At 63.0% G+C, this 18,642-nt stretch carries 17 protein-coding genes and 1 pseudogene; 12 read left to right on the top strand and 6 right to left on the bottom strand.

Going from position 1 to position 18,642, the window contains the following annotated elements:
• Window positions 1-191 precede the first annotated feature (191 nt).
• Window positions 192-1,199: a cyclic di-GMP phosphodiesterase gene (locus AC56QQ_RS01270; RefSeq protein WP_497125259.1), complete on the top strand. Its 1,008-nt coding sequence runs from the start codon at window positions 192-194 to the stop codon at window positions 1,197-1,199.
• 81 nt (window positions 1,200-1,280) lie between these two features.
• Here AC56QQ_RS01270 and AC56QQ_RS01265 read toward each other — a convergent pair.
• The 6 genes and pseudogenes from AC56QQ_RS01265 to speB all read right to left on the bottom strand — a co-directional run.
• A pseudogene (locus tag AC56QQ_RS01265) lies at window positions 1,281-1,727 on the bottom strand (site-specific integrase); the annotation flags it as partial.
• Window positions 1,728-1,961: 234 nt separating this feature from the next.
• Window positions 1,962-2,852, bottom strand: a complete 891-nt coding sequence (locus tag AC56QQ_RS01260) for an adenylate/guanylate cyclase domain-containing protein (protein ID WP_497125257.1) — start codon at window positions 2,850-2,852, stop codon at window positions 1,962-1,964.
• A gap of 376 nt (window positions 2,853-3,228) precedes the next feature.
• The gene (locus tag AC56QQ_RS01255) at window positions 3,229-3,873 is read right to left on the bottom strand and encodes an amino acid ABC transporter permease (protein ID WP_497125256.1); all 645 of its coding nucleotides are present in this window, start codon (window positions 3,871-3,873) and stop codon (window positions 3,229-3,231) included.
• Window positions 3,870-4,526, bottom strand: a complete 657-nt coding sequence (locus AC56QQ_RS01250) for an amino acid ABC transporter permease (protein WP_497125255.1) — start codon at window positions 4,524-4,526, stop codon at window positions 3,870-3,872. Before AC56QQ_RS01250 ends, AC56QQ_RS01255 begins: the two co-directional genes overlap by 4 nt.
• Window positions 4,527-4,532: 6 nt before the next feature.
• A complete protein-coding gene (locus AC56QQ_RS01245) occupies window positions 4,533-5,342 on the bottom strand; it encodes a transporter substrate-binding domain-containing protein (protein WP_091575679.1) in 810 nt (269 codons plus the stop codon).
• A 76-nt stretch (window positions 5,343-5,418) separates the two neighbouring features.
• Complete coding sequence (gene speB, locus AC56QQ_RS01240) at window positions 5,419-6,486, bottom strand: agmatinase (protein WP_497125254.1); 1,068 nt, start codon at window positions 6,484-6,486, stop codon at window positions 5,419-5,421.
• Window positions 6,487-6,697: 211 nt separating this feature from the next.
• Here speB and gcvA point away from each other — a divergent pair, with 211 nt between their 5' ends.
• From gcvA to AC56QQ_RS01185, 11 genes are all read left to right on the top strand, one after another.
• The gene (gene gcvA, locus AC56QQ_RS01235) at window positions 6,698-7,669 is read left to right on the top strand and encodes a transcriptional regulator GcvA (RefSeq protein ID WP_497125252.1); all 972 of its coding nucleotides are present in this window, start codon (window positions 6,698-6,700) and stop codon (window positions 7,667-7,669) included.
• 184 nt (window positions 7,670-7,853) lie between these two features.
• A complete protein-coding gene (locus AC56QQ_RS01230) occupies window positions 7,854-9,311 on the top strand; it encodes a caspase family protein (protein WP_497125251.1) in 1,458 nt (485 codons plus the stop codon).
• Window positions 9,312-9,313: 2 nt separating this feature from the next.
• On the top strand, window positions 9,314-9,985 hold the full coding sequence (locus AC56QQ_RS01225; protein WP_497125249.1) for a hypothetical protein: 672 nt from the start codon (window positions 9,314-9,316) through the stop codon (window positions 9,983-9,985).
• A gap of 162 nt (window positions 9,986-10,147) precedes the next feature.
• Window positions 10,148-10,585 carry a hypothetical protein gene (locus AC56QQ_RS01220; protein WP_489858922.1) on the top strand — a complete coding sequence of 146 codons (438 nt, stop codon included), beginning with the start codon at window positions 10,148-10,150 and terminating at the stop codon, window positions 10,583-10,585.
• A 147-nt stretch (window positions 10,586-10,732) separates the two neighbouring features.
• Window positions 10,733-12,037 carry a nicotinate phosphoribosyltransferase gene (pncB, locus tag AC56QQ_RS01215; RefSeq protein ID WP_497125248.1) on the top strand — a complete coding sequence of 435 codons (1,305 nt, stop codon included), beginning with the start codon at window positions 10,733-10,735 and terminating at the stop codon, window positions 12,035-12,037.
• Between the two features lie 198 nt (window positions 12,038-12,235).
• The gene (locus tag AC56QQ_RS01210; RefSeq protein ID WP_497125247.1) at window positions 12,236-13,675 is read left to right on the top strand and encodes a hypothetical protein; all 1,440 of its coding nucleotides are present in this window, start codon (window positions 12,236-12,238) and stop codon (window positions 13,673-13,675) included.
• 154 nt (window positions 13,676-13,829) lie between these two features.
• Window positions 13,830-15,134, top strand: a complete 1,305-nt coding sequence (locus tag AC56QQ_RS01205) for an ABC transporter substrate-binding protein (RefSeq protein WP_489858924.1) — start codon at window positions 13,830-13,832, stop codon at window positions 15,132-15,134.
• 213 nt (window positions 15,135-15,347) lie between these two features.
• Entirely contained in the window at window positions 15,348-16,229 is an 882-nt protein-coding gene (locus AC56QQ_RS01200) for a branched-chain amino acid ABC transporter permease (RefSeq protein ID WP_497125246.1), read from the top strand.
• Window positions 16,226-17,188, top strand: coding sequence for a branched-chain amino acid ABC transporter permease (locus tag AC56QQ_RS01195; protein WP_497125244.1), 963 nt, complete (start codon window positions 16,226-16,228; stop codon window positions 17,186-17,188). Before AC56QQ_RS01200 ends, AC56QQ_RS01195 begins: the two co-directional genes overlap by 4 nt.
• Window positions 17,185-17,910 carry an ABC transporter ATP-binding protein gene (locus AC56QQ_RS01190; protein ID WP_489858927.1) on the top strand — a complete coding sequence of 242 codons (726 nt, stop codon included), beginning with the start codon at window positions 17,185-17,187 and terminating at the stop codon, window positions 17,908-17,910. The genes AC56QQ_RS01195 and AC56QQ_RS01190 overlap by 4 nt, the downstream gene beginning before the upstream one ends.
• Window positions 17,907-18,641 carry an ABC transporter ATP-binding protein gene (locus tag AC56QQ_RS01185; RefSeq protein ID WP_497125242.1) on the top strand — a complete coding sequence of 245 codons (735 nt, stop codon included), beginning with the start codon at window positions 17,907-17,909 and terminating at the stop codon, window positions 18,639-18,641. Before AC56QQ_RS01190 ends, AC56QQ_RS01185 begins: the two co-directional genes overlap by 4 nt.
• The last annotated feature ends 1 nt before the right edge of the window (window position 18,642 follow it).

The following is an 18,642-nucleotide window of genomic DNA, read 5'->3' as shown; positions in this document are numbered from 1 at the left end:
GATCTTGTCGCCTGCTCGATAGAGTAAGGAAAGTTTACTAACATGCCGTAACGTTGAACGGCGACGAGGATTGAGAGCCGCGAGAGAGTAATTTCCAGGCAGGTATGCGCTATGCCTTCAAGTGGACGCCCCAGCCAAGCATTTGGTCGCTCCGACGATTTCGAGCGAAAGGCCAACCGAGCGAGCACTGCATGACGAATTCCACGCTTCTTCAGATCGACAAGAATGATGCCCGTCTCGGCATGTTTATCCATGGGTTCGGCAAGCAATGGCTACGCAGCCCATTTGCAGCCAGCCAGTTCAAACTATCCAGCCCGGCCGAGCTGGAGACGCTTCGCGAAAGTTCCGTAACGACGCTTGTCATCGATCTTTCAAAGGGGATCGGGCCGACCAGTTCGACGGCCGAGATACCAAAACCCAATGAGAGCTCAACGCCCGCCAACGCTGGGGCGGCGTTGACGAAGGCGACCGGGATGGTCCGCTCGATCTTCAGCAACGCAGCCTCATCAATATGCATTGACCGGCAGCAAGTGGAAGCGGTTGTCGATGTCGTCGACCAGCTCCTGTACACTCGCCCGGCAAGCGTCTTGAACCTCACCAAGCTCAAGACAAAGGACGAGATCAGCTTTCAACATTCAGTAGCAGTCTGTGCCCTTGTCGGCTTATTCGCGCGACATCTCAAGCTTGACAGTAATCTGGTCCGGATACTGTCCGTTGGCAGTCTTCTGCACGACATCGGGAAGATTCGCATCCCGACTGCCATTCTGACCAAGACCGACAAGCTCACGGCTGATGAGATGGCGGTCATGCAGACCCACCCGCGCGAGGGATATGCAATGCTGGCAAGGACGAAGGGTGTACCGGAAATCGTGGGAAAAATCTGCCTTCATCATCACGAAAAGCTGGACGGGTCCGGCTACCCGGATGGCTTAAAAGACGGACAGGTCGGTGCCGCGGCACGGATTGTCGCGATTTGCGATGTTTTCGATGCCTTGACGTCTATTCGGCCATACAAGAAGGGCTTCACTCCGGAGGCTGCCGCGGAGATGATGGGGACGTGGAGCGGTCATTTCGATCGAGCGCTTTTAAAACAGTTCTTTGATTGCATGGGCCTGAGGTGGCCGAGCGGACCAGATCAAACCCTGCAAACCACCGATAAGATGTGGGACATTGCTCAGGCGGACTTGAACAACTTCTAATTCACCTATCGCGCACATGGTTTGAGCCCGCCGCCAAGGTGTCACATCTCAATACTGAACGCTACACGTTTAGATCGCCTAGCCAATCGCCGTCACCCATTCGTCGACTAGGCGGGCGTACTGCCTCGTGCTCATGTGATGCGCGTGATCGATCCGGCTCGGGAAGGCATAGTCCTCGATCGTGCCTCTGCGCCTCTCAAGCCAAACCAGAAGGCTGGCCCTGACGTCGCTGGTGATCTCAAACTGGACCGGGCGCCCCGTCTTTTGCTGAACGACGAGCGCACGAGTCCTGATCTCCGGTCCGGCAACGAGGTCGCGAATTCTGATCTTGACCAGGACGCAGCCGCGAAGCTTGCTGTCGATTGCAAGATCGAACAATGCACGGTCTCGAACGCGTCTCTCGCGGTCGAGAAAGAAGCGAACGGCCCAGATCTGCTTGTGCGTGAGTGGCCGCTTCGGTCCAGCCTTCTTGGCAGCGTTCCAAGCTGCGCGCTCGCGACTAGCATCATCGTATTGAGAGCGACCCATGTAAGTTCTCTTCGGCCTTGATTAGCCGGATGAGAAACGGGATCGCCGGCGTTGCAGCTTGGGGGCCGGAAACGGAAGGTCGGCTTTTCGCAGTCCAACTTTGAAAGCAGACGTTCCTAGATTCGTCCTTGGCCCCCAGCCGTGAATGGTTGATCTCAATGGCTGTCAAAAGATAGGGCGCGGCATTGACGGCGTCAGCGAACCAGCTCGAAACCGGCCGCGGCTCGGGCCGGGTCAGTCCGAGACAATTTCGTAGTGAAGAACCTGGGCGTCGCCGAGTGACGACTTCAGTCCAGGCGAGATGACGCCGGAGCCGAAGAGGAGAATATCTTCGCGACGTACGAATACTTCAGGGCCGGGTCCCATCGACACAAATGTGCCCGAAGAGCTTCGTTCGACAAGCCGGGCCCTGCCATTCGAAATGGTGAAGGTCGCGTGGCGCCTCGACACCCAGGGCCGCTCGACGACAATATTGCATTCCGCGGATCGGCCGATTGTCACGGATTCGTTGTTTCGACACGATCGCAACTGATCTCTATAGCGGATGACCAGATGAATTTGCCGCGGCGGGACTGAGCGTCTATCGGTAGTGACGCCACGAGTGGCGACCTGAGTATTGAGGACCCCATCGCTGCTCCACAAGGTATAGACATCGAAGAGTTCCTGCTTTCCCTTGAAGTCCATTTTGTCGAGGAGCCGCAGGCCCTTGCGGCTCCCCGCGGAAAGGGCTTCGAAGAAGCTCTGGCTGATCAGCACCTCCCCGGGGTTGGCCGTGGTGGACAACCTTGCGGTGACATTGACAACGTCACCGAATACCGCGCCGCGCGCGCGAATGACCGGCCCGAAATGCAATCCGATACGAGCGAGCAACGGCCCTTTCGTCAGTTGGTGGCTGATTTGACAAACGGCCGCCAGCGCCATCTCCGGGCTCTCGAAGAGGCTGAGTACGTCATCGCCCTTCGAGTAGATGAAATCACCACCGTATTGGGAGACGATCGCCCGCATTGCGTCCAGGCAGTCCGAAAGCTGCAGCAAAGCGGCGTCGTCGCCGATGCGCTCATAGAGGGGCGTGCTGCCCACGACATCAGCTAAGAGGACTGCGGCAAGAAGCGTTTCCTGATCCATCGATCTTGTGTCCGACCCGAAAAGCCCAGCGTGTATAACACACGAGGTTGCCTGCAACATATCTACTTGAGCGCTTGGAGATCGGGGCGATGCTTCGGGCGATCGTCACGGACGGACGGATGTATGCTTCACTCATCTCTCCAAATCATGTCACCGGCAAAGGCTTTTGAGATAGAAAGCAGCGGCTGGTTCACAGGAGGCGGCGAGGCCGATCTTGACGTCGGCGCAAAGCGGTCATGTGCGCTTTCACCTGGAAGAGTCCGCTTTTGGGTCAAAAGCTGACGCACCCAACGTCATCAAATGATCCAAAGGAGGCATTCGAGCGCGCTCTGGTTCTTGGTCCCGTCGATGTTGGTCAACACAACATGCTCTCCATTCAATGGGCGGCGCGCTTCTCAAGCGAACGCGCATATTGCGTCAGCGGGAAGCACATGGCGAAGAAGATCAGTGCCACCAGGCCGTAGACCTTGAACGGTTCGAAGGTGGCGTTGTTGATGGCGTTGGAGGTCCGCACCAGTTCCTCGAAGCCGATGATCGAGGTCAGCGCGGTCGACTTGATGAGCTGCACCAGGAAGCCGACGGTTGGCGCGCGGGTGATCGAAAACGCCTGCGGCAGGATGATCAGCCTGAGCTCCTGCAGATAGTGCAGGCCGAGGCTGGCGCCGGCGTCCCATTGGCCTGATGGCAGCGCGTCGACGCCGGAGCGCCAGATTTCGGCGAGATAGGCGCTGGCGAAGAAGGTGAGGCCAAGCACCGCCGCCGTCCACGGTTCGATGCGCAGGCCCAGCATCGGCAGGCCGAAGAACATCAGGAACAACTGCATGAGCAGCGGCGTGCCCTGGAACAGCGCGATGTAGCTGGAGGCGAGGCGCCGGCTCCATGTGTTCTTGGCGATCCTGAAGAACAAGACGATCATGCCGACGATACCGCCGCCGATGAAGGCGGCCAGAGACAACAGCACGGTCCAGCGGGCCGCGAGCAGCAGGTTGCGAACGATGTCCCAGAAGGTGAATTCGATCATGACACGCCAGCCCCCAGGACACGGCGTCCGCCCGTGACCAGCAGCCGGCGCAAGGCCATCGACAGGCCGAGATAGACCAGCGTCACGACAAGATAGGTCTCGAAGGAGCGGAAGGTGCGCGCCTGCAGCATGTCCGCCTCGTAGGTCAGCTCCCGCACCGCGATCTGCGACACCACGGCGGATTCCAGCATCATGATGACGATCTGGCTGGTGAGCGCGGGAAAGATCACCTTGAGCGCCTGCGGTAGCACGATCTTGATGAAGACCTGGCGCGGCCGCAACCCAAGCGACAGGGCTGCTTCCGTCTGCCCGACAGGGACGGCGTCAAGCCCGGCGCCAACGATCTCGATGGTGTAGGCCGCCATGTTGAGCGTCATCGCCAGCATGGCGGCCAGAACCGGGTCGAGTCTTATGCCGAGGCTGGGCAGCCCGAAGAAGATGAAGAACAGCTGCACCAGGAACGGCGTGTTGCGGACAATCTCGACATAGATGGCGATCGCTCGCTCCAGCAGTACGGGGCCGTTTCGGCGTCCGGCGGCACCCAGGATGCTGAGGAACGTTCCCGCCAGCGTGGTCACGGCGATCAACAGTATCGTCGTGGCCGCCCCTCGCGCGATATCGCCTGCAGCACCTGGAAGCCAGGCAAAGGCCACGGAAACTCAATCCTTGAGGTTGTCGGGATTGAGCGGCGTCTTCAGCCAGGCTTTCGAGCTTTCGTCCAGCTTGCCGTCCGCCAGCATCTTGGCAATGGCGTCGTTGACCGCCTTCTTCAGGCTGTCCTCATTCTTGTTGAGACCGATATGCGAGGGCGAGGTCAGAAGCTGGAATTTCTGCTCCGGCTTGAGCTGATCCTGCTTTGCCAGAACCTGCGCGCCGACATCGTTGCCGACCACCATCAGCTGGGTCTGGCCGGAGATGAAGGCCTGGATCACCGAATTGTAGTTGTCGAAGCGCTTGATGTCGGCCGAGGCCGGTGCCGCCTCGGTGAGCGAGGTGTCTTCGAGCGTGCCGCGGTTGACGGCGATCGACTTGCCGGCAAGGTCTTCCTTGCCTTTGACCGTCAGGGCAGCCGGACCGATCACCGCGATGTAGTAGGGCGCGTAAGCGGCGGCGAAGTCGATGACCTGTTCACGCTCCTTCGAATAGCCGACGCTCATCAGGATGTCGACGCGGTGGTCGTTCAGATAAGGGATGCGGTTCTGGCCGGTGACGGCGACGGGATTGAGTTTCACCTTGAGCGTGTCGGCAATGTATTGCGCGACGTCCATGTCGTAGCCCTTGAGGCTCATGTCGGCGCTGGCCGAGGAGAAGGGCGGAAAATCGGCGAAGACGCCGACATTGATGGTGCCGGCCTTGGTGATGTCGGCCAGTGCGTCGGCGTTGGCGGCCTGCGTGGCGAAGCCGAGGCCAGCGGCGCCCAGCACCAGGACCGCGGCGATGGTTGATTTGAGTGTCGTGCGGATTGTCATTGTTATTCCCCTGTCTGGAAGCTTTGTCTGTTTGAGGCGGTCGCCGGCTCCAGCGCGGCGGCCGCCCTTTGCTTTGTCAGGCTGAGGCTGCCTTGCCGGTGACAGCCGGGCTGAACACCATCAGGCTCAGGATCTCGAACAGCACTTGTGCGGCGGCATGCGCCGTGTTTGTGGTGGCGTCGTATTGCGGCGCCACCTCGACGACGTCGCCGCCGACGATGTTGAGGCCCTTCAGGCCGCGCAGCAGCTCCAGCACTTCCCGCGTCGTCAGCCCACCGACTTCCGGCGTGCCGGTGCCGGGCGCGAAGGCCGGGTCGACACTGTCGATGTCGAAGGAGATATAGGTCGGCCCGTCGCCGACGATCTTGCGCGCCTTCTCGATGATGGCGGGAATGCCGAGGCCGGTGACCTCCTCGGCGTGGACCACGGTCATGCCGGACTCGTAGGTGAACTCCCACAGATATTCGGCCGAACCGCGAATGCCGATCTGGATGGTGCGCGTCGGGTCGAGCACGCCGTCCAGCACCGCGTTGCGGAATGGCCCGCCGTGGTGGAACTTGGTCATGTCGAACAGGCCGCTGGTGTCGCAATGGGCGTCGATGTGGATCAGGCCGACCGGGGCCTTCTTGCCGACGGCCTTCAGGATCGGATGGGTGATCGAATGGTCGCCGCCAACCGAAAGCGGGATGACGCCGGCATCGACGATCTGGTTGGTGCGGCGCTCGATGTCCTCATGGCTGATCTCCAGCCGGTAGCGGCTGCGGAACGGCGTGTCGCCAATATCGGCGACCCTGAGCTCGTGGGTCGGGGCGCATTCCAGCACGTGATTGTAGGGGCCGATGCGCTCGATGGCGCGCAACGCCCTTGGCCCGAAGCGCGAGCCTGGCCGGTTGGTGACGCCGAGATCCATCGGCACACCGATCATCGCCACCTGCAGATCGCCGAAATCCGGGTTCTCGGCCGCGATTTCGCGATAGGGCGCGGCGAGGAAGGTCGGAATGCCGGAATAGGGCGCCAGCCTTGTCCCGGACTTGGAAAAGATCTTGTCGGCGACCTTGCGGAATTTCGGGTCGAACATTTCGCCGCCATGGCTCTCGCCATATTTGCGACGCAACGCGTCGAGCTTGCCTCGATCGTAACCCATGCCGGTTCTCCCTGCTTGACTGGAGCGATCTGGTCTTCGGCGACGCGTGGCTCGACCCGTTTCGGATCTCGCCGTGGTTGCGCCGGCCGCCTGTTGACCTGACGTCTTGATGCTGTTCCCGGGGCAAAGTGTCGGGCAGCCCCATTGAAAAATCAATTGATATTGTTAGGGTGTTTTCTGTGAGAAAAACTCACAAACTATCGAGAGCAAGATGGCCAAGCGCCTGCCGCCCCTCAATCCGTTGCGCGCCTTCGAGGCAACGGCCCGCCATGGCTCGCTGACCAAGGCGGCGAGCGAGCTGAACGTCACCCACGGCGCCATCAGCCACCAGATCAAGGCACTGGAGCAGTCGCTCGGCGTCAAGCTGTTCGAGCGTGTCGGCCAGCGGGTCAAGCTGACCCCGCATGGCGCCGAACTCTTGCCGGCCGTATCGACCGCCTTCGACGGGATCGCGGCCGCCACCCAGCGGCTGACAAGGCCGGCGAGCAGCGGCGCGCTGTCGGTATCCTGCGTGCCGGCGCTGCTGTTGCTGTGGATGACGCCGCGGCTGGGCAGCTTTACCGCGCAATATCCCGACATCCAGCTGACGCTTATTCCTTCCAACGAGGCCAAGGACATCCGGGCGCCGGATATCGATGTCTGCGTGCACTATGGCGACGGCAGCTGGGCCGATTGCTGGATGCGCAAATGGTCGGGCCTCGAACTGTTTCCCGTGGTCAGCCCGACATTGATCAACAACCGCCCGATCCGCAGCGTGCGCGATCTCGCCGACCATGTCTTCCTGCATGGCGACGATGGCCGCGAGTGGCACACCTGGTTGGCAGCCGCCGATGCCCTGGATCTGGAACGCGGCCGCCGCCATCACCTGGGCGACGCCCGTATGGCGACTGAGGCCGCGGTCCACGGCCATGGCGTGGCGCTTGGCGATTCGGTGACGGCAAGCGCGCTGCTGGCCAGAGGCATGCTGGTCGCGCCGTTCAGCCTGTCGGTGCCGGCGGTCGACGATTTCTACGTCGTCTGCCGCAACGAGATGAGATCGACGCCGATCGTGCAGGTGTTCATCGACTGGCTGTTTGCCGAGAAGGCGCAGGATGACGGCCGCGCCGACGCGCCGGTGGCGGGCCGCATCGTCAGCCGCCGGAAGCGTCCGGCGCTCAGGGTCATCGGCAAGGCAACATCCTGATCCAACGACCGGTACGAGGCCACGACCGTCACCCGCCGGATACAAACTCATCGGATTGTTGCGAAATGCCCGCGAAGGCGCCCTGACATGGACATCAGGGCGCCCAACTTGGCGATTTAACTGGACATGGGCTGCCTTGGCTTGCGAATGTGAGCCGGGGCTAAAATAGTGGCGGGCGAGCGACATGACTGTGCGCTTGGGGTGGCCGTGCGTTTTTGCCAGTGCTTTTCTGCTTGGCTGCACCTTGGTGCATGCGGAGACCCGAGCGCTTGTCGTCGGGGTATCGGGCTATCCGAATCTTCCGGAAGCCATTCACCTTGTCGGACCGAAGAACGATGCCCGCGAAGTGGCCAACACGCTGGTTCGTCTGGGCGTGCCGGCGAGGGATGTCACCGTCCTGGCCGATGGGGTCAAGGACTTGGCCGACGGCGTGTCGGCGCCGGGTCCCGGCACAAGGCCGGCGGTTCTAGCCGGCCTCGATCATCTCGCGGACACGGCCGGCAATGGCGATCTCGTCATCTTCTATTTCTCCGGCCACGGCTCGCAGCAGCCGGACCTGAATGGCGACGAGGAAGGCGGCCTCGACCAGATTTTCCTTCCCTATGACATCGGCCGCTGGAACGGCGAAGGCGTCGACCGTGCGATTGTCGATGACGAACTCGGCGAGCGCGTCCAGCGCATCCTCGACAAGGGCGCCGACTTCTTCGGCATCATCGATGCCTGCCACTCCGCCACCGGTTTTCGCGATATTGCCGGCGATGACGCTCGCGCCCGCGCCGTCGATCCGGCCGATCTCGGGGTGCCGGAGGGCGCTGGTTCGGCAGTCCGGTCGCTTGTTTTCGAACGCAAGGCGCTGCCGAAAGGCCGTGGCCGAGCCGCCTTCTTCTATGCCGCCCAGACGACCGAGGTGGCCCTGGAGAAAACGCCGAAAGGCGCCGCCGACGGCGAAAGCTATGGCGTCTTCACCTACACGATGTTGAGCCGGCTCAACCAGACGCCGGACCTGACATACCGGACGCTGCATCAGGCCGTGGTCGCCGACATCAAGCGCAACACGCTGATGGCGACGCAGACACCGGACCTGGAGGGCGACCTGCTCGATGAACCGGTGCTCAGACTGGGCAAGGCCGCCGCGATCCGGCAGTGGCCAATCTATGCTGGAAACCTTCAAGCCGGCCAGCTCGCCGGCCTGAACGACGGCACCATCGTCGCGCTTTACACCGATGCCGCCGCCCCCGACGCGGACGCCGTGGCCTATGGCGTCGTGGAGAGCGCGGGCGCGACCAAAAGCTTCGTCACGCAGGTCGCCTGGCCGTGTACCATGCCGAGCTCCGAGAGCGGCTCCTGCCCGGCCGCGCCCGATGCCGGTTCCTTCAAGAAAGGCCGCTTCGCCCGTGTCGTCGAGCCCGGCGTCGATCTCTCGGTCACGCTGTCGGAGCCCGTCCGGATGGACCCGGCCGACGGCAAGGACTACGAACCAGTGATTACGGCCCTTCGCGCGGCGATAGGCTCCGAGGCGCTGTCTCGGCGCGTGTCGATGCGCTCCAGCGGTTACGACATTGCCGTCGCCCTGGTCGACGGCAAACTGGCCTTTTCAGGCAGCGGCGGGCAGGTCGACCAAAGCGGGCCGGGCCGCGCCTGACCTTGCCTGGCAATCCAGCCGCCGCCGCTTCGACCGTGGCGGCGGCAATCAACCGGATAGCCCGCGCCCTGGCCCTGCAACGCCTGGCCGGCAGCGCTGCCGGGCAAGCCATCGGGCTGGAATCGGAGGTCCTGATTTCAACCGCAAAGCCGCAAGCTGTTGGCGGAGCCGCCTGTTCCGACGATCGCGCCAACTATGGGCCGCCGGTCGAGGCGGGGCCGGCGCCACGCCTGGGCGATTGCGACATCATATCGGTGAGAATGCGCAATACGGGAGCCAAACCGGCTGATGTGACCGTGCTGCTGATCGGCCAGGATTTCTCGATCACCACGCTGTGGCCGGCGCAGGCAACCATCAACCGGATAGCCTCCGGCGACGAGAAGAGCGCCGACATCGCCCAGATCGATCCCGGCTCGCCGACAGCCAGCGACGAGCGCCTGGTCTTCATCGCGGTGCCGGGCCTCGGCAAGGCGCATACCGTCTTCGACAATCTCGAGCAGGAAGGCCTGCGCGATGCCGCGGCGAGCGACGATGCACCGGAGATAGCCGAACTGCACAATCTGGTTTCGACGAGCCTGAACGACATGACGCGGGACTCGACCAGCAAATCGCCGCGCATCGAGGAGGAAATGTCGATCGATATCAGGCCCTTCACGACCGTGACGGGCAAATAGAGGCTGCCTGGGCAGCAGAACGAATTGGCGCCGTCAGAGCCGGCGCCTGCAAGGTCCGCAACTGGTTTCGCTGCGAAGGGAGGCGGCATCGGATTGGGGAAGCGCCGGAAAAACCGATGGGTAGCCGGCGGTGGTGAAACTGACACAACAGAGGACTGACCAATGATGAAGAAACTGCTTCTTGCCGGCCTTCTGGCCGCAACCAGCCTGACCGCCGGCGCCTCGCTTGCGGAAGACAAGAAACCGGACATTTCCGCAGCCCAGCAGGCCGAAGGCCGCCAGATTCTGGAGACGGCACGGGCTCTCGAAAGCTATGGCGAAGCCAAGGGCGATCCGCTTGCTCTCGTCACCGCCGCCAAGATGGTGGCAAGCGTTCCCGGCCGCGTCCTGGCCGATGGCCAGCAGGGCGACAAGGGCGCGAACTTCGACATCGAAGCGGTGCTCAAGAAGGCCGAAGGGCTGGCCCAAGGCGACGAGTTGATCACCAAGGTGGCCGGCGACGTACGCACCCTGGCTCAGGCCAACTCCAAGGCCGTCTGCTACTGGCAGTACTATTGCTACTGGAACGGCTACTGCGAATACGCCTACTACTGCTATTGATCCCGCGATCACGAACTGAGCCCTGCGGCCTTGCCGCAGGGTTTTCTTTTTGTCGGGCCAGCCTCAAACCGGGCAGCGTTTTGGGCAATTCGATGCTATGAGGCCTGTCGCGGTGTGGACAGCAGGCAGCGAAGGCGGTGTTGAAATATGGCTAAGACCGATATTGCGCGGCGCGTCTACAATCACACCTGGAAGCTCGACCCGATCGTGCGCAGCCTGCTCGACACCGATTTCTACAAGCTTTTGATGCTGCAGATGATCTGGGGCATGTATCCCAAGGTCGACACCACCTTCACCCTGATCAACCGCACCACTTCGGTGCGGTTGGCGGACGAGATCGATGAAGGCGACCTGCGCGAACAGCTCGACCATGCGCGCACGCTGCGCTTCTCCAAGAAGGAAATGATCTGGCTCGGCGGCAACAATTTCTATGGCCGCAAGCAGATCTTCGAACCGGAATTCCTCGCCTGGCTGGAGAATTTCCGGCTGCCCGCATACGAACTCTGCAGGCGCGATGGCCAGTACGAACTCACCTTCAGCGGGCCGTGGATGTATACCACGCTGTGGGAGATTCCGGCGCTCGCCATCATCAACGAACTGCGCTCACGCGCCGCCATGCGGGCCTTCGGGCCTTTCGCGCTCGATGTGCTCTACGCCCGCGCCAAGGCCAAGATGTGGGCCAAGACCGAGCGGCTGAAGGCGCTGCCCGGCATCCGCATCTCCGACTTCGGCACCCGCCGGCGGCATTCCTTCCTGTGGCAGCGCTGGTGCGTCGAAGCGTTGAAGGAAGGCATCGGTGAGGCCTTCACCGGCACCTCCAACGTGCTTTTGGCGATGGACAACGACCTCGAAGCGCTCGGCACCAATGCGCATGAACTGCCGATGGTGTTTGCCGCGCTCGCCAATTCGGAGAAGGAGCTGAAACAGTCGCCCTACAAGGTGCTGCAGGACTGGCAACGCTATTATGGCGGCAATCTGCTGATCGTGCTGCCCGATGCCTTCGGCACCGCCTCCTTCCTGCGCGACGCGCCGGACTGGGTGGCTGACTGGACCGGCTTTCGCCCCGACAGCGCGCCGCCGATCGAAGGCGGCGAGAAGATCCTGTCCTGGTGGCGCGAGAAGGGCAAGGATCCCCGGCAGAAGCTGTTGATCTTCTCCGACGGGCTCGAGGTCGAAACCATCGAGGAGACCTACCGCCATTTCAAGGGCAAGGTGCGCATGTCCTTCGGCTGGGGCACCAACCTGACCAATGATTTCGAAGGCTGCGCGCCGACCGAGACCAACAGCCTGGACGCCATATCGCTGGTCTGCAAGGTCACCGAAGCCAATGGCCGGCCGGCGGTCAAGCTTTCCGACAACCCGGCCAAGGCGACCGGCGACGAGAAAGAGATCGAGCGCTATATCGGCATCTTCGGTGAGAAGGACCGCGTGGAGCATCTGGTCAAGGTTTGAGAATCCGACCGCTTATTTCGTCCTCCGGCTAAGATGGAAATCTCGGATAGCGTGAGTTCCCGCCCACCCCCCTCTTTCCTGCCGGACATCTCCCCCGCAAGGGGGGAGATTGGCAGATCGCTGGGTTGGCGCCTTTCCTGCAACGTCGACAATTTGCGAAAGCGGGGATGCCATCCGATCTCCCCCCTTGCGGGGGAGATGTCCGGCAGGACAGAGGGGGGTGTGAAGAATCGCGGTGGGCGAGGATATTTCGTCTGGCTGGCTCTCCTCACGTCGTTTCTACCCACCCCCGCCTTCGCCCATGCCTCCGACCGTGGCCATGTCCTTCTCTTGCCCACCGGCTATTATCTGGCCGGCGGCGCCTTCGCCGTGGCCGTCAGTTTCCTCGTTCTGGCGTTGCTGCCGGCGGACTGGCTTGAGCGCTTCTGGCGCCGCCGGCTGCCGCTTTTCAGGCTCGGTGACAGCGCCCGGGTCGCCGTCAGCCTGATATCCTTTGCCGGCTTTGCAATTTTGATCGCCGCCGGCGTCCTCGGCAGCCGCGACCCACTCTCCAACCCGCTGCCTCTGGTAGTCTGGACCCTGCTGTGGGCCGGCGCCACGCTGCTACAAGGTGTCTTCGGCGATCTCTGGTCATGGCTGAACCCATGGTATGGGCCGTGGCGCGTCGTGTCACGGCTGTTCGGCGCAGGCCATGAAGGAGCATGGCGCGTTCCCCGCTGGCTTGGCTGCTGGCCAGCCGTCATCCTGTTTTTCGCCTTTGCCTGGTTCGAACTCATCGATCCGGCTCCCGACGATCCGGCACGGCTGGCCGCCGCCGCCGGCCTCTACTGGCTGCTCACCTTCCTCGCCATGCTGGTGGTCGGCTACCGCGACTGGAGCCGCAACGGCGAATTCCTGACGGTTTTCTTCTCGATGGTGGCGCGCTTCGCCGTCGTCGAGCGCGACGAAACCGGCCGGCTCGGCCTGTGCTGGCCGGGCGCCAAACTGCTCGCCGCCGAGCCGCTGCCGATCAGCGGCATCGCGTTTCTGTTGTTGGCCCTGTCGTCGGTGTCCTTCGACGGCCTGTCGAAAACCTTTTTCTGGCTCGGCCTGTTCGGTATCAATCCGCTCGAGTTCCCCGGCCGCACCGCCATGATCGGCAGCGGCACTTTCGGTCTTGTCCTGACCTTCGTGCTGCTGGCGGCGGTGTTCATGCTTGCTGTCTTGCTCGGCCGGCGACTTGCGGGCAACGAACAGGCTCCGGGGAAGGCAGCCGGCCTACTGGTGTGGTCGATCGTGCCGATCGCTCTCGCATATCATGTCGCCCACTATCTGACGGCATTGCTCGTCGACGGCCAATACGCGCTTGCGGCGCTGTCCGACCCGCTCGCGCTGGGCTGGAACCTGTTCGGCACCGCCGATATGCAGATCGAGGCCGGCATCGTTGCCGGCGCGGATTCCGCGTGGTGGCTGTGGAATCTCCAGGCAGGCGCCATCGTCCTCGGCCATGTGCTCGCCGTCCTCGTCGCCCACGGTTTCGCCGGACGGTTGCACCCGATACCGGTGCGTGCCGCACTCAGCCAGTTTCCGCTCACCGTGCTGATGATCGCCTATACGGTCTTCGGCCTCTGGTTGCTTGCCACGCCGACCGCCGGATGAGAAAAGGGCCGCCCCGATGTCGTTGGGGAAAGCTCGCTTGCCACATCAAGGCTTTGGTGATTTAGTTTGTACACATGCAATTTTTTGCACCCTCTGAGCGAGGATGCCGAAGCCGCCTTATCGTTGGTCAAGATTGAAAAACAGGGGAACGAACATGGCTGACAAGAACGGATTTTTCGACCTCTCCAAGACTGCCCTTACCCGTCGCACGGCGCTGAAGGGGCTGGCCGCAGGCGCCGGCCTTGCTGTTGCCCCGGGTTTCGTCCGTTACGCGCAGGCGCAGAGCTCGGCGCCGATCAAGATCGGCTTCCAGTCGCACCGCACCGGTATCGGCGCCGCCTATGGCCGCTGGTACGAGAAGACCACCGCCGCCGCGGTCAAGGCGATCAACGCCGCCGGCGGTATCAATGGCCGTCAGGTCGAGGTGATCATCGAGGATGACGGCACCGATCCCGGCCGCGGCGCCGAGGTGGTCGGTAAGTTTGCCACCCAGCACAAGACCGACATTGTGTTCGGCACGCTGTTCTCGCATGTCGTCATCGGCTCGGCGCCCGCCGCAGGCGAGGCCAAGATCCCTTACTTCGTCGTCAGCGAAGGCCACCATGTCGCCTCGACCAAGCTCAACCGCTATGTCTTCCAGCCCGGCATCACCGATGTGAAGAGCCAGATCCAGTCGATGGCGCCGTGGATCGCGGCCAATGCCGGCAAGAAGGTGACGCAGATCTTCCCTGATTTCGCCTTCGGCTACGACCACCGCGACTACCTGCCGCCGGCGCTGAAGGCGCAAGGCGCCGATGTCATCGCCCAGATCGCCATCCCGCCGACGGAATCCTCCTTCACCAAATATTTCCCGCAGATCCCGGCCGAGACCGAGGTGATCTACCACGTCATGGTCGGCCCTGCGGTGCTCACCTTCGTCAAGGAACTCGGCGAGTTCTACGGCTCCAACCGGCCGCAACTGTTCGGCTTCATGGATTCGCTCGAGGCCACCGACATCAACAGCCCCGGCCTCGAATTCCTCGACGGCAGCCATTTCTGGGAAGGCTCGCCGCGCTATGCGCAGCCTGACGATTCCGCCGCGCAGAAGGCCTACCGCGCCGCCGTCGGTATCGACGACAATGGCGCCGCCGTCGGCGATCCCAAGGATATCTCCACCGCCTCGCACATGTTCGGCTGCTGGGAGACGCTCTACGTCGTCAAGAAGGCGATGGAAGACGCCGGCTACAAGGGGCCGGAAGATCGCGCGAAGCTGGTCGAGGCGACTGAAGCGCTGACCGAGTTCGCCGAGGGACCCGAGCATCCGCAGGGACCAAAGACCTTCAACGGCAAGATCCACCAGTGCTTCGGCATCCAGAACATCTCCAAGGTCGAAGGCGGCAAGCTGAAGGTCGTCCACAAGACCAAGATCGAGGACGGGCTTTACGAGCCGGAAGGGGATTACACGACGCAGGCGCTTTAGGCTCATTCCAGCCAGCGTGAACGCCAAGTCACCCCCCTCTGTCCTGCCGGACATCTCCCCCGCGAGGGGGGAGATCGGCAGTCTGTACGGCAGCGCCCATCTGCCCGCGTTGACGATTGGCCAAACCAGCGACGACATCCAATCTCCCCCCTTGCGGGGGAGATGCCCGGCAGGGCAGAGGGGGTGCCTCGCGCATCCGCCGGTGCATAGCCGATGCACTTCGGACCCCACCTCCTCCTCGCCGCCCTGGAAGGCCTCGTCACCTCGGCCGTGCTGGCGCTGACGGCGCTTGGCCTGTCACTGGTGTTCGGCGTGATGCGGGTCGTCAACGTCGCGCATGGCGAGTTCTTCATGCTTGGCGCGGTGCTGGCCTGGGCGATCACCACGGCGGTCGGCGGCCACCCGGCGCTCGGCTTCCTGGCGGCACTGGTGATTGCGCCGCTGATCGTCGGCGCCATTGCGCTGATCGCCGAACAGCTGGTGCTGCGCCGGCTCAACTACAATCCCGAAGCCACCATCGTTGCCACCATCGGCATGCTCTACATCATCCAGCAGCTGGCGCTGACCTTCTACGGTCCGGAGGCGCGTCCGGTGGAGCCGCCGTTCAGCTACCGCATCCTTTTGCCGTGGTTTGGCTATTCCGGATACAAACTGTCTGTTATCGCCACATCGGCGCTTATGCTGGTGGCGACATGGCTGGTGCTGACCCGGACCAAGATCGGCCTCATCATGCGCGCCACCCAGTATGACAGCGAGATGGCGCAGGCCTTCGGCATTCCGGTCGACCGCGTCTATGGTGGCGTCTTCGCGCTCGGCGCCATGCTGGCGGCTGTCGCCGCTGTGCTGATCGTGCCGATCAGCCAGGCGCATTACCTGATGGGGCAGGATCCGCTGCTCCTGTCCTTCATCGTCGTCATCATCGGCGGCCTCGGCTCGCTGCGCGGCACCGTCGTCGCCGCCGTGCTGATCGGCCTGTCCGACGGCATCATCTCGATGTTCTTCTCGCCGACGCTGGCCAAGATCATCGCCACGCTGCTCGTCGCCATGGTGCTGGTGTTCCGGCCGCAGGGCCTGTTCGGGACGGCATCGCGATGAGCGAAGCTTCGCCGGCAAGAGCCTATGCGCTGCATCTCGGCGTCATCGCGCTGCTCTTCGTGCTGAGCTTCCTGTTGCCGGACTATTATCACGGCCTGCTCGCCCGCATCATGGTGCTGGCGGTCTTCGCCATGGGCTACAACATGCTGTTCGGCTATGTCGGCCTGCTCAGCCTTGGCCATGCCATGTTCTTCGGCGCCGGGCTCTATGGCGCCGGCCTTGCCGTCATCCAGCTCGGCTGGAGCGTGTCGGCGGCAATGCTCAGCGGGATTGCCTGCGGCGCGGTTCTGGCCCTGGTCATCGCGCTGCTGGCGCTGCGCACCACGGGCGTCGCCTTCATGATCGTCACCATGATGTTCGCGCAGGTCTTTTACCTCCTCATCCTCTACTTCGCGGCGTGGACCGGTGGCGACCAGGGCATGGTCGTGCCGCAGCCGGCGCGTGTCCTCACTTTCGGCGCGACCGCGCTTGACCTCACCAACCCGACCGTGCGCTACATGACAGCGCTGGCGCTGTTCTCGATCGTGCTGCTGATCACGCTGGCCATCGTCCGCTCCCGCTATGGCCGCGTGTTGGTCGCCATCCGCGAGAACGAGGAACGCACGAAGATGCTCGGCTACGACACTTTCTCCAACAAGCTCGCGGCCGTCGTCGTCTCCGGCACTATCTGCGCCGCCTCGGGCGCTGCCTACGCGCTGCTGTTCGGCTATGTCGGATCGAGCTTCGCCTCGGTGCAATACTCGATCTTGCCGCTGCTGTGGGTGCTGCTCGGCGGCGCCGCCACCACGCTCGGGCCGCTGATCGGCACGTTGTTCATGTACTATGTCATCGACATCACCAGCGGCTACACCTCCGCCTATCTGCTGATCGTCGGCATCGCACTGATTCTGCTGGTGCTGTTTTTCCCCAAGGGCATTCTCGGCAGCATCCGCCAGCGCTGGCTCGGGTGGCTGCCATGATGCCACTTTTGATCACCAAGGGCCTGTCGCGCAATTTCGGCGGCCTGCGCGCCGTCGACAATGTCGATTTCACCTTGATGCCGGGCGAGATCCGCGCCGTCATCGGCCCCAACGGCGCCGGCAAGACCACCTTTGTCAGCCTGGTCAGCGGCCGTATCCAGCCCTCTTCCGGCATGATCGTCTTCGACGGCGCCGACATCACCAGCCAGCCGGCCTACGTCCGGGTCCGCCAGGGGATCGCCTACACGTTCCAGATCACCAGCGTCTATGCCAACCTGTCCGTTTACGCCAACGTCGCGCTGCCCGCGCAACTGACGCTGCGGCATGGCCCTTCCAAGAGCGCGATACAGGCCGCCGTCATGGCGGCGCTCGAACGCACCGGCCTTGCCGACCAAGCCGCCATGCCGGCCGGACAATTGTCCTATGGCCATCAGCGCCTGCTGGAAGTGGCGATGGGCCTTGCACTGAAGCCGCGCCTGCTGATCCTCGACGAGCCGACGCAAGGGCTGGCCGACGGCGAGATCGACAATTTCATCACCCTGGTGCGCGAGATCGCCAAAAACGCCACCGTGCTGCTGATCGAACACAACATGCCTGTGGTCATGCATCTGGCCGACCGCATCACCGTCTTCAACGCCGGCAAGATCCTGGCCGAAGGCACGCCGGAAGCGATCCGCGAGAACGCAGCGGTGCAGGAGGCCTATCTGGGGACCGCCCCATGACCGAAACGAACAAGGCGGAGACAAAGCCCGAGGCGCTGGTGATCTCGGGACTGGACTGCTTCTATGGCGAGGTCCAGGTGCTCTACGGTCTCGATCTCGTGCTGAACAAGGGCGAGGTGCTGTGCCTGTTCGGCCGCAACGGCGCCGGCAAGACGACGACGCTGAAGGCGATCATGGGACTGGTTCCGTCAAGCGCCGGCTCGATCAGGCTCGACGGCCGGGAATTGACCGGGCTGCCGGCGCATGAGGTGCCGAAGGCCGGCGTCGCCTATGTGCCGCAGGGCCGGCGGCTGTTCGCCGAGATGACGGTGGCCGAAAACATCGAGATCGGGCTGATGGCGCGCGGCAAGGGCAAGGCGACGCGCGAAAACGTGCTCGACCTGTTCCCACTGCTGCGCCAGCGGCTGAGGCAGCGCTCCGGCACGCTGTCCGGCGGCGAGCAGCAGATGCTGGCCATGGCGCGCGCGCTCTGCCTCGAACCGCGGGTGCTGCTGCTCGACGAGCCGACCGAAGGCCTGATGCCGTCGATGATCGCCAAGATCCGCGAGACGGTGGCGAAGCTGCGCGGCATGGGCGTCTCCACCATCCTGGTCGAGCAGCGTGTCGATGCGGTGTTGTCCGTCGCCGACCGCGTGTGTTTCATCGAGAATGGCCGCAACCGCGAGACGGTCGATGTCGAGCAACTGCGCGCCGATCCGTCCGCGGTCAGGCGCTATGTCGGCGTCGGGTGAG

It is taken from the genome of Mesorhizobium sp. RCAM 05099 (assembly GCF_059683685.1).
This window is presented reverse-complemented; position numbering and strand designations above follow the sequence as displayed.